11 protein-coding genes are annotated in these 11,996 nt (G+C 43.0%); all 11 read left to right on the top strand.

The genetic code is table 11. The annotated features are described in order from the left end of the window. The first annotated feature begins 99 nt into the window (after positions 1 to 99). The 11 genes from rplS (at position 100) to hslU (ending at position 11,994) form a co-directional block, all read left to right on the top strand. Entirely contained in the window at positions 100 to 444 is a 345-nt protein-coding gene (rplS, locus tag HUS26_RS07145) for a 50S ribosomal protein L19 (RefSeq protein WP_173916501.1), read from the top strand. Positions 445 to 715: 271 nt separating this feature from the next. Then, positions 716 to 1,264, top strand: a complete 549-nt coding sequence (lepB, locus tag HUS26_RS07140) for a signal peptidase I (RefSeq protein ID WP_173916500.1) — start codon at positions 716 to 718, stop codon at positions 1,262 to 1,264. A gap of 279 nt (positions 1,265 to 1,543) precedes the next feature. Beyond that, on the top strand, positions 1,544 to 2,386 hold the full coding sequence (ylqF, locus tag HUS26_RS07135; protein WP_173916499.1) for a ribosome biogenesis GTPase YlqF: 843 nt from the start codon (positions 1,544 to 1,546) through the stop codon (positions 2,384 to 2,386). A 157-nt stretch (positions 2,387 to 2,543) separates the two neighbouring features. Beyond that, the gene (locus tag HUS26_RS07130; RefSeq protein ID WP_371809618.1) at positions 2,544 to 3,311 is read left to right on the top strand and encodes a ribonuclease HII; all 768 of its coding nucleotides are present in this window, start codon (positions 2,544 to 2,546) and stop codon (positions 3,309 to 3,311) included. 276 nt (positions 3,312 to 3,587) lie between these two features. Further along, a complete protein-coding gene (gene sucC / locus HUS26_RS07125) occupies positions 3,588 to 4,748 on the top strand; it encodes an ADP-forming succinate--CoA ligase subunit beta (protein ID WP_173916497.1) in 1,161 nt (386 codons plus the stop codon). A gap of 16 nt (positions 4,749 to 4,764) precedes the next feature. Next, on the top strand, positions 4,765 to 5,667 hold the full coding sequence (gene sucD / locus HUS26_RS07120) for a succinate--CoA ligase subunit alpha (RefSeq protein ID WP_173916496.1): 903 nt from the start codon (positions 4,765 to 4,767) through the stop codon (positions 5,665 to 5,667). Positions 5,668 to 5,737: 70 nt separating this feature from the next. Next, a complete protein-coding gene (gene dprA, locus HUS26_RS07115; protein WP_173916495.1) occupies positions 5,738 to 6,616 on the top strand; it encodes a DNA-processing protein DprA in 879 nt (292 codons plus the stop codon). A 159-nt stretch (positions 6,617 to 6,775) separates the two neighbouring features. Then, a complete protein-coding gene (topA, locus tag HUS26_RS07110) occupies positions 6,776 to 8,857 on the top strand; it encodes a type I DNA topoisomerase (protein ID WP_173916494.1) in 2,082 nt (693 codons plus the stop codon). 259 nt (positions 8,858 to 9,116) lie between these two features. Further along, positions 9,117 to 10,028: a tyrosine recombinase XerC gene (gene xerC, locus HUS26_RS07105; RefSeq protein ID WP_173916493.1), complete on the top strand. Its 912-nt coding sequence runs from the start codon at positions 9,117 to 9,119 to the stop codon at positions 10,026 to 10,028. 9 nt (positions 10,029 to 10,037) lie between these two features. Beyond that, positions 10,038 to 10,583 (top strand): ATP-dependent protease subunit HslV, encoded by a 546-nt coding sequence (hslV, locus tag HUS26_RS07100; RefSeq protein ID WP_173916492.1) that lies wholly within the window; start codon positions 10,038 to 10,040, stop codon positions 10,581 to 10,583. Positions 10,584 to 10,596: 13 nt separating this feature from the next. Beyond that, positions 10,597 to 11,994 carry an HslU--HslV peptidase ATPase subunit gene (gene hslU, locus HUS26_RS07095; RefSeq protein ID WP_173916491.1) on the top strand — a complete coding sequence of 466 codons (1,398 nt, stop codon included), beginning with the start codon at positions 10,597 to 10,599 and terminating at the stop codon, positions 11,992 to 11,994. Positions 11,995 to 11,996: the final 2 nt, after the last annotated feature.

Raw genomic sequence — 11,996 nt, 5'->3', positions numbered from 1 at the left:
TATATTATCTTTTGTGCTTAAATGTTCGGTTTAAGCTTAAAAACGATGTTCCGCTGTCTCGTAGAAGGTAAGAGCATTAGTTGAGAAGGAGTGAAGAAAATGCAACAATTAATTCATGACATTACGAAGGAACAGCTTCGTTCTGACCACCCAGACTTCCGCCCAGGTGATACTGTTAAGGTACACGTGAAAGTTGTCGAGGGTAACCGTGAGCGTATTCAGGTATTCGAAGGTGTTGTAATCAAGCGCCAAAACGGTGGAATCAGTGAAACATTTACTGTACGTAAAATCTCTTACGGCGTAGGTGTTGAACGTACATTCCCAGTACACTCACCACGAATTGCAAAGATTGAGCGTTCTCGCCGCGGTAAAGTACGTCGCGCGAAGCTATATTATCTGCGTAACCTTCGCGGTAAAGCTGCTCGTATTAAAGAAATTATCTAATAGTAAAAAGGGGCTTGCATTCGTCAAGCTCCTTTTTTCTAGATTTACATAAGGTTTTTAGTTTTATGGCAAAGATCGCTACTGAATGTTTTTGCTTAAGCGAGTCGTGTCTAAACGGGCCACTTCCGCATTTCTAATGTCTAGCTGCGAGGGGCAGGCCTTCGCTCATAAGCAATCCCATTACGTGGCATAAACCGCCACTGCATGGTTTTGCTTATGCGTGTCAGGCCTAAGCGGCCCCTCTCGCATTTCTTTTAAAGGAGAAGAGGTAATGAAGAAGCAATGGTTTGAGTGGGTGAAGGCGTTCGCGATTGCTGCGGTGCTCGCGGTAATTGTCCGTGTGTTTTTGTTTGCGCCTGTAATCGTTGAGGGACCGTCCATGATGCCCAATTTACATAATGGGGAACACTTAATTGTGAGTAAAATTAATTATACTCTGGGTGAGCCGGAACGGTTTGATGTAGCTGTCTTTCACGCTACTGATCAACAGGATTATATTAAAAGGATCATAGGCCTGCCTGGAGAAGAAGTCGCTGTACAGAACGATCAATTATATATAGATGGTGAAGTAGTAGAAGAGCCGTATTTGGATGAGCAGAAACAATCTATTCCGCCTGGACAGGACTTAACTGACGATTTTACTATTGAACAACTGCCGGGAGGTCATTTAACTGTTCCGGAAGGACATGTATTGGTGTTGGGGGATAACCGTGATAACTCGACAGACAGCCGCTCGATTGGAATGGTTTCTTATGAACAGCTGGTCGGTGAGTCCCTTTTTACTTATTGGCCGCTGGATAAAATTGGACTTATTGATTAGGACGCCTTATCATTTTTTGATGTCCAGCTGCAGTGGCCAGACACTCGCGTCATAAGCAATCCACCGCCGGGAAGAAAAAGCCCTTCCCTCTGGCGTTTTGCTTAAGCGAGTCGTGTCTAGCAGGCCACTTCCGCATTTCTAATGTCCAGCTCTGCGAGGGGCAGGCCTTCGCGTCATAAGCAATCCCATTACGTGGCATAAACCGCCACTGCATGGTTTTGCTTATGCGTGTCAGGCCTAAGCGGCCCCTCTCGCATTTCTTATAATGGAGGAATTTTTATGACGATACAATGGTATCCAGGGCATATGGCGAAAGCCAAACGGGAAGCTGAGGAAAAACTGAAGCTCGTTGACTTTGTAATTGAACTGGTGGATGCAAGAGCACCAGTTTCTTCAGAGAACCCTGTTTTACACCAGCTATTGCAAAGCAAGCCTAAAATGGTGGTCCTTATGAAGAAGGACTTAGCAGATCCTAAAGTTACTGAGAAATGGCTGGATTATTATAAAAAACGAGGTACCCATGCGATAGCTATTGAAGCGAATGATAAGAAAGATGTCCAGCGTGTCGTATCTCTCGCTAAAGATTTGGGGAAAAGCAAAATAGAAAAAATGAAGGCTAAAGGTCTTCGTCCACGAGCGTTGCGTGCGATGATCCTTGGAATTCCTAATGTAGGGAAATCAACACTGATTAACCGTCTGGCTAATAAAAAGACGGCTATTACAGGGGATCGTCCGGGTGTCACGAAGAAACAGCAATGGATTAAAGTGAAAAAAGACTTTGAACTGTTGGATACACCGGGGATTCTATGGCCTAAATTTGAAGAAGAAGAGATCGGATACCGTCTGGCAGCTATCGGGACAATCAAAGATACGATTCTGCCTAAAGAGGACGTTGCCGCCTATATTCTTGATTATATCACCCATCATTATCCAGAACTGCTTGAAAGCCGCTACGGATTTCAAGAGGTAAATGATATGATGGAGGCTTTTGAAGTGATAGGTAAGAAACGCGGCTGTCTGGAGAGCGGCGGAGTTGTTAATTTTGATAAGACGTCGGATGTCATTTTACAAGATCTGCGTTCAGGTAAAATTGGAACTATAAGCTTCGAGCAGCCTGAATAATCGAAAACGCAACGGGAGCTCCCGCTTGCGTTTTTTATTTGTCCCTACTAAACCATGCAAGGGGAGAGGGAATTGAAATGAGCAGGCGCTCAAAAATATTATACACCCAAATTTATAAACGCAGCATAAAGTCCGATATAATAGATAACGGGGGATTATTATGAGCTATACAATTAAAGAGATCAAGCTTTTATTGGACCGAGGCGATTTTAATGCAGACGAAATTAAACGGCTGAGAGATGACAAGCGAAAAGGTGTGCAGCAGTTACTCGCACAATATGATCAAAAAATTCAGCGTAAAGAAGAGCTGAAACAGCAGTTTAACGAGATGAAAAACTATGAAAATGCTGCTAAAGCTAGTGGGAAAACTATTATTGCCGGTATAGATGAAGCCGGCCGGGGGCCTTTAGCTGGGCCCGTTGTGGCAGCCGCCGCCGTTTTACCAGATCACTTTTATTTAGAAGGATTAATGGATTCTAAGCTTTTGTCCCAGCAAAAGAGAGAAGAATTTTATGAATACATAATAAATGAAGCGGAAGTTGGAGTAGGGGTAGTATCGAACGAAGACATTGACCGTGTAAACATATATCAGGCAGCTAAGCTGGCCATGCAAAAAGCGGTAGATCAGCTTTCGACCAAGCCTGATCACCTTCTGATTGATGCTATGATACTTGATGTCTCTTGTTCTCAGCAGTCAATTGTAAAAGGAGACCAGAAAAGTGTCTCTATCGCTGCTGCGAGCATTGTTGCTAAAGTTACCCGTGATCGAATGATGAGAGAGATAGGCGATGAATATCCACATTACGGTTTTAGCAGCAATCAGGGTTATGGGACGAAGCATCACCTTGACGCGCTCGAGAAGTATGGACCGACCCCGCACCATCGCAAATCGTTTTCACCTGTAAAGGTAAGAATCTTGCTTTAGTAGTAGAAAAGAACCCTGATGGTGTGTACTTCTAATAAGATTCAGCCATCCATTGTCCGGCGTGTTATTTACGATGACATCCGGGCAGCTGTTTTGGGGAGCAAGTTTACCATAATAAACCAGGGAATCCTGACTTAGGTTATTAAATTAAGTTTACATAATATAATTACAGTTAATTAGTTTGAATTTTTCGACAAGAATTATGGTTACTGTGGACAATTTGCTGGTTTTTTTTATACAATGGGATTGCAGTGAAATTTGATGGGAGGATGAAAGATGAACATTCATGAATACCAAGGTAAACAAATTATGAGCGATTTTGGCGTTCCTGTGCCAAAAGGCTATGTGGCATATTCGGTAGATGAGGCTGTTGAAGCAGCTAAAAAACTTGATAGCAGTGTCACAGTCGTGAAAGCACAAATCCATGCCGGCGGACGAGGCAAGGCTGGCGGGGTTAAGATTGCTAAAAATCTCGACGAAGTGCGTACATACGCGGACGAAATCCTGGGCAAAACACTTGTTACCCATCAGACCGGACCAGAAGGTAAAGAAGTAAAGCGCTTACTCATTGAAGAGGGCTGCGACATTAAGAGCGAGTACTATGTAGGTCTAGTGCTGGATCGTGCGACAAGCCGAGTAACAATGATGGCGTCTGAAGAAGGCGGAACGGAAATTGAAGAAGTAGCGGAGAAAACTCCGGAAAAAATCTTCAAAGAAGAGATCGATCCAGTGGTTGGTTTGACAGCATTCCAGGCTCGCCGTCTGGCATTCAATATCAACATTCCTAAAGAACAGGTTGGAAAAGCTGTTAAATTTATGCTTGGCCTTTATGACGTATTTGTACAGAAAGACTGCTCCATTGCTGAAATCAACCCGCTAGTTACAACAGGTGACGGGGACGTACTTGCATTGGATTCTAAGTTAAACTTTGATGATAACGCTTTATATCGTCAAAAGGATATCGCTGAGCTTCGTGATTTAGATGAGGAAGATCCAAAAGAAATCGAGGCATCTAAATATGACTTAAGCTATATTGCATTAGACGGCAACATCGGCTGCATGGTTAACGGTGCAGGTCTAGCTATGGCGACAATGGATACTATTAAGCACTATAGCGGTGACCCGGCTAACTTCCTTGATGTAGGGGGCGGCGCAACGACAGAGAAAGTTACAGAAGCTTTTAAAATTATTCTATCTGATGAAAATGTAAAAGGCATTTTCGTTAACATCTTCGGCGGTATTATGAAGTGTGACGTTATCGCTGAGGGAGTTGTTGAAGCAACGAAGCAAATCGGTTTAACCTTACCGCTTGTAGTACGTTTAGAAGGTACGAACGTAGAAGCTGGTAAGAAAATTCTTGACGAGTCTGGCCTCAACATTACATCTGCAGACTCTATGGCTAATGGCGCACAAAAAATCGTAGAACTAGTGAAGTAGAAAGGCGGGGAATCTAATGAGCGTATTTATTAATAAAGATACAAAAGTAATCGTACAAGGAATTACAGGTTCAACAGCTTTATTTCATACGAAACAAATGGTTGAATACGGTACTCAAATCGTCGGTGGTGTAACACCAGGTAAAGGCGGGACAGAAGTAGAAGGAATCCCTGTCTTTAACACAGTTTCTGAAGCCGTAGAAAAGACAGGAGCTACAGCTTCCGTTATTTACGTGCCTGCTCCATTTGCTGCTGATGCAATCTTGGAAGCAACAGATGCAGAACTTGAGCTTGCGATCTGTATTACAGAGCATATCCCTGTAATGGATATGGTAAAAGTGAAACGTTATATGGAAGGCAAAAAGACTCGTCTTGTCGGTCCGAACTGCCCTGGCGTTATCACACCTGAAGAATGTAAGATTGGAATCATGCCTGGATATATCCATAAGAAGGGTCATGTCGGCGTTGTGTCCCGGTCTGGTACATTAACGTATGAAGCAGTTCATCAGCTTTCTGAAGCAGGTCTTGGCCAGTCAACAGCTGTAGGTATCGGCGGTGACCCTGTCAATGGTACTGACTTTATTGATGTATTAAAAGCGTTTAATGAGGATGACGATACAGAAGCTGTAATTATGATTGGTGAGATTGGCGGAACAGCAGAAGAAGAAGCTGCTGAATGGGTGAAAGCCAACATGAAGAAACCTGTCGTAGGCTTTATCGGCGGCCGTACAGCCCCTCCAGGAAAACGTATGGGCCACGCGGGTGCCATTATTTCCGGCGGTAAGGGAACGGCGGATGAGAAGATCCGTGTTATGAACGAGTGCGGAATTGAAGTGGCAGAAACCCCTTCCGTTATGGGTGAAACACTTATTGACGTACTTAAGAAAGAAAACCTTTTTGATAAATGTAAAACTCACTAATAGAAAGGTTAAACCGTGTCTCTACAGGGACGCGGTTTTCCCTATTCCCAAAAAAGAAAGAGGCTGATCAATGATATCGAAACGAGAAGCATTAATTACATTAAACGACTGTCCTTACGTCACAAGACCAGTGCTAAGGCAGATGATGAAAGATGATAGTCTTCTTACTTCTCTTCCAGTGTTAACTCCTTCTAAGCTTTCTTCTAAACTCTCACTTCCCTTTAAGCGTTCCAAATCAATCCTTGATTATATAAGAAATGACAATATAATGAAGAAACTCGACAAAAACAGCCGGCAATTTCATGCACTTACCATCATGGATCCGGATTTTCCGCTGTCTTTGCGCCAGATTCCTGATCCTCCTTTAGTTCTTTATGCAAAAGGGAACCTGGAACTGCTCAGCCGCCTGTTATCCATCAGTGTGGTAGGTACGCGTACGCCATCTGATTATGCTTATTACACGATGGAAAAGCTCCTGCCGCCGCTTATTTCAGCAAATTTTTTAATTGTCAGCGGCATGGCAGCAGGTGTCGATCAGCAGGCCCATCAGCTCGCAATTGATCATGGCGGGGCAACGATTGCCGTCCTCGGTTCAGGTTTTAATTATCCATATCCTAAAAATAATCCCGCGCTTTTTCAACGCTTAGGAGAAACCCAGCTGCTCTTAAGTGAATACCCCCCGGACCGTCCACCGAAGAAATATCATTTTCCTGAAAGAAACCGAATTATTTCAGCGCTGACTGAATCAACTCTCGTGATCGAGGCTAGAATGAAAAGTGGATCGCTCATTACAGTTGATCAGGCTTTAGAACAAGGAAAAAATGTATATGCGGTTCCAGGACCTATTGGACTTGAGACGAGTGAAGGCTGTCACCATATTATCCAGCAAGGCGCTAAGCTCGTCCAAAGCTGTCATGATATCCTCCAGGATTATTGTTTGAAAAAATAAAAAATTCTGCAGAAGATAGTGATAAATCAGACTCTTCAGGCATACATTTTGATCAAAAATATCGAGCTCCGTTTGACAAACGGTTTCATTCTATTTAATAATAGGGAAGATTTGTGATATATATAAAAATACAGAAATACCTCTATGGGAGGAAACTACATGGCAGATTATCTCGTAATCGTTGAATCACCTGCTAAAGCAAAAACGATTGAACGATACCTTGGAAAGAAGTACAAAGTAAAAGCGTCATTAGGACACATCAGAGACTTACCTAGAAGTCAGATGGGTGTCGATGTTGATAATGAATTTGAACCTAAATATATTACAATACGAGGCAAAGGGCCCGTTTTAAAAGAATTAAAAGCAGCGGCAAAGAAAGCCAAACGCGTCTATCTCGCAGCCGACCCCGACCGCGAAGGGGAAGCGATTGCCTGGCATTTGGCCCACAGTCTTGAAATTGATGATAAGTCAGACTGCCGCGTTGTATTTAATGAGATTACAAAAGATGCAATTAAAAACTCCTTTAAACAGCCGAGATCGATTGATACAGATTTAGTTGATGCTCAGCAGGCACGAAGAGTATTGGACCGGCTTGTCGGTTATAATATCAGCCCGATTTTATGGAAGAAAGTTAAAAAGGGCCTCAGTGCCGGCAGAGTTCAGTCAGTCGCAGTTAAAATCATCGTCGACCGAGAAAATGAAATTAAGAACTTCAAACCGGAAGAATACTGGACGATTGATGCGGAATTCTTAAAAGATAAAGAGCCCTTCGAAGGTGCGTTTTACGGAATTGACGGGAAAAAGACAGAGCTTAAAACCGAAGATGATGTAAAAGCGATTCAAAATAAGTTAAAAGGTGATCAATTCACCATTGAGAAGGTTAACAAACGAGAAAGAAGACGTAATCCTTCCCAGCCGTTTACGACGTCTTCCCTGCAGCAGGAAGCGGCTCGTAAATTGAATTTCAGGGCAAAGAAAACGATGATGGTTGCCCAGCAGTTATATGAAGGAATTGACCTTAAAGGAAAACAGGGCATTACTGGTTTAATCACCTATATGCGTACCGATTCCACAAGGCTTTCCAACACAGCGAAGGAAGAAGCAAAAGACTATATTCAGGAAAACTTCGGAAAAGAGTATTTAGCTGCCGGTAAAGGTGGAGCAAAAGGAAAAAGCGGCGGAGCTCAAGATGCTCATGAAGCCATCCGTCCAACTTCAGCTAATAGAGATCCCAAGTCTATGAAGTCTGTTTTATCAAGAGACCAGTACCGTCTTTATAAACTGATCTGGGATCGTTTTATCGCGAGCCAGATGGCTCCGGCTGTATTAGATACGATGACGGTTCACTTGTATAATCAAGGTGTAGAGTTCCGAGCAACTGGTTCTAAAGTGAAATTCAAAGGTTTCATGAAGATCTACATTGAAGGTCGGGATGATCAGAAAAAAGAAACTGACAAGCTGCTTCCTAACCTGGAAGAGGGCATGAAGGTGAAAGCAGAAGAGATCAAGCCGAATCAGCATTTCACCCAGCCGCCTCCGCGTTATACAGAGGCCCGTCTCGTCCGTACGTTAGAAGAACTGGGGATTGGAAGACCGTCCACTTATGCACCGACGCTCGATACGATTCAGCGCCGTGGTTATGTGGCTCTTGATAATAAACGTTTTGTGCCGACCGAGCTGGGTGAAATCGTGCTTGACCAGTTAAAAGAATACTTCCCCGAAATCATCGATGTTGATTTTACAAAAGAAATGGAAGATGAACTCGATTCCATTGAAGAAGGCAAGCAGGACTGGGTTTCTATTATCTCTGAATTCTATCAAGGGTTTGAGCCCCGCTTGCAAAAAGCCGAGAAAGAAATGGAAAATGTGGAAATTAAAGATGAACCTGCCGGCATTGACTGCGAAAACTGCGGGCATGAAATGGTTTACAAAATGGGAAGATACGGCAAGTTTTTAGCGTGCTCCAACTTCCCGGAGTGCCGGAATACGAAACCGATTTTGAAAAAGATCGACGTGACTTGTCCGAAATGTAAAGAAGGAGAAGTTGTCGAAAGAAAGAGCAAGAAGAACCGCAAATTCTTTGGATGTGAACGTTTTCCAGAGTGTGACTTCATCTCCTGGGATAAGCCGATTACGCGCCCATGTCCAAAATGCAGCTCTCTGCTTGTTGAGAAGAAAAAGAAAAAGGGTACACAAATTGAGTGTACAGAATGTGATTATAAAGAAGCACAGCAATCTTAACGTCCTATGGTCGGCCCCCGGTCGATCATAGGATTTTTTTAAAAGGGAATTGATTGACACTGACCGGCCGGACCGCTATAATTACCGTTTGGTAAGGTAATATACTTGACAGTGAATTTCCATGTTTATATTTTACAGCTGTGGCCGTATACTATAAGGGTAGACTGAGAACAATTCAGAATTTTGTTACAATTTTATTAAATTCGTTGTTATAATAGGGGTTAGTGTGATAAAATTTAAACGCTTTGCGAGGTGACTTATGGAAGACCGACAAAAGTCAAAGCAGCTTTTTATGGAATACTTACAGATTGAAAAAAATGCATCACCCCTAACGGTAGAACAATATAGCGATGAAATTGAAAATTTATTTGAATTCATGAACAGAGAGGGCCTTGACGATATTAAGGAGATTGACGATTCAGTCATCAGGATTTACTTATCAGGCCTTTACGATCAGAACTTATCGAGAAGGTCAGTCTCTAAGAGGCTTTCATGTCTCAGAAGCTTTTACCGTTTCTTAGAACGGGAAAACATCGTAAAAAATAACCCATTTTTACGAATCCACTTACCAAAACAAACCCATCCGATTCCCCAGTTCTTTTATGAAGAAGAACTGAAAAAGTTATTTACCGTAAACGACCTTGCGACATCGCTTGGGCAGAGAAATCAAGCGATTTTAGAAATCCTTTACGCCACAGGCATGCGTGTAAGTGAATGTGTAGGCCTGAAGCTCTCAGATATTGATTTATCATTGACAACGGTACTCGTACGAGGAAAAGGACGAAAAGAGCGCTATGTCCCGTTCGGTGATTTTGCGAAGGATGCCCTCATCCGTTATTTAGAAGACGGCCGCAAGGTACTGCAGAAGAAAAGCGGACAGGAAACAGAAATAGTTTTTCTTAATGCTAGAGGAAACGGGATAACAGCAAGAGGCGTGCGGAATATTTTAAACAAAATGGTGGATGAAGCTGCCCTGACCGTAAATATTCATCCTCACAAGCTTAGACATACCTTTGCTACACATTTAATTAATGAGGGAGCAGATTTACGCTCTGTACAAGAATTATTAGGGCACGAACATTTAGCTTCGACTCAGATTTATACACATGTCACAAAGGATCGGCTCAGAAATGTCTATATGAGCAGCCATCCCCGTGCCAATAAAGAATGAGGTGCTTAAATGAACCAGCAATTTCATGCGACAACTATTTTCGCCGTTCAGCACAATGGCCTTTCCGCGATGAGTGGAGACGGGCAGGTGACACTCGGCAATCAGGTAGTGATGAAGCATAAAGCTGTAAAAGTACGCCGGTTATTTAACGATAAAGTGTTAGCGGGCTTTGCCGGTTCCGTGGCTGATGCTTTTACACTGTTTGAAAAGTTTGAAGCGAAGCTCGAAGCTTTTGATGGCAACCTGGCGAGAGCATCGGTTGAATTAGCTAAGGAATGGCGAAGTGATCAGGTTTTGAGGAAACTTGAAGCCATGCTGATCGTTATGAATCGAGATAAAATGTTTTTAGTCTCTGGAACTGGGGAAGTAATAGAACCGGATGATGGTATTTTATCTATCGGCTCTGGCGGAAATTATGCACTAAGTGCCGGCCGGGCGTTAAAGCGGTATTCTCCAGACAAAACAGCTCCTGAGATCGCTAAAGCAGCCCTGGAAATTGCCGGGGAGATCTGCGTGTTTACGAATAACCAAATAACTTTAGAGGTACTTGAATGAGGAGGATGCCATCGTGTCTATTGAATTAACGCCTAAGCAAATCGTTGAGCGTTTGGATCAATACATTATCGGTCAGACAGATGCGAAGCGGTCGGTGGCGGTGGCTTTGCGTAACCGATATCGGAGAATGCAGCTGTCAGATGACTTAAAAAACGAGGTTGTACCTAAAAATATTTTAATGATAGGACCTACCGGGGTTGGTAAGACAGAAGTTGCCCGCCGCCTGGCGAAGCTGGTCGGGGCTCCCTTTGTGAAAGTGGAAGCGACCAAATTTACGGAAGTGGGTTATGTAGGCCGTGACGTCGAATCGATGGTACGCGACCTTGTGGAAATGGCTGTCCGGATGGTTAAAGAAGAAAAGATGGAAGCCGTCAAGGAAAGAGCCGAAGAACAGGCGAATAAACGCCTAGTTAATTTGCTCGTGCCTTCTAGAAAGAAACAGTCAAATACGATGAAAAATCCATTTGAAATGCTGTTTCAGCAAAGTAATCCAACAGAATCTGCACCTGAGACAAATGAAGAAGATAAAGAAATTGAAACGAAGCGCAGCCGGATCCGTCATCAGCTCGATTTAGGAGAGCTTGAAGATCGTATGGTTACTGTTGAAGTAGAAGAAAATCAGTCTTCCATGTTTGACATGCTGCAGGGGTCAGGTATGGAACAAATGGGGATGAATATGCAGGATGCTTTCAGTCAGTTTATGCCTAAGAAAAAGAAAAAGCGAAAGCTGACCGTTAAAGACGCCCGAAAAGTTCTTACCCAGGAAGAAGCCCAAAAGCTGATTGATATGGATGAAATTGGTCAGGAAGCTGTGGAAAAAGTAGAACAGTCCGGAATGATTTTTATAGATGAAATCGATAAGATTGCCGCAAAAGGCGAAAATCAGGCCAATGTTTCAAGGGAAGGCGTTCAGCGAGATATCCTGCCGATTATTGAAGGATCAACAATCGTGACAAAGCATGGTCCGGTTTCCACAGATCATATTTTGTTTATCGCAGCCGGGGCCTTTCATATGGCAAAGCCTTCCGACCTTATTCCTGAACTGCAGGGACGCTTCCCGATTCGGGTGGAGCTTAACAAACTGACCGTTGAAGATTTCAGAAGTATTTTAGTCGAGCCTTCCAACGCGCTCTTAAAGCAGTACAAAGCTTTATTAGAAACAGAAGGTATAAAGGTTGAATTTTCTGACGAAGCTATTACAAGAATCGCAGAAATAGCTTTTGAGGTTAATCAGGAAACCGATAATATCGGAGCGAGAAGACTGCACACCATATTGGAGAAACTGCTCGAGGATCTGTCGTTTGAAGCTCCTGACATTAATATGGCAACCATTGATATAACGCCTCAGTATGTAGAAAGTAAATTATCCACTATTGTGAAAAACAAAGATTTAAGCAGATTTATACTGTAATA

Origin of the sequence: Halobacillus sp. Marseille-Q1614 (assembly GCF_902809865.1) — a bacterium.
Classification (GTDB): domain Bacteria; phylum Bacillota; class Bacilli; order Bacillales; family Halobacillaceae; genus Halobacillus_A.
Note: the sequence above shows the minus strand (reverse complement) of the source record. Positions and strands in the feature narration are given on the sequence as shown.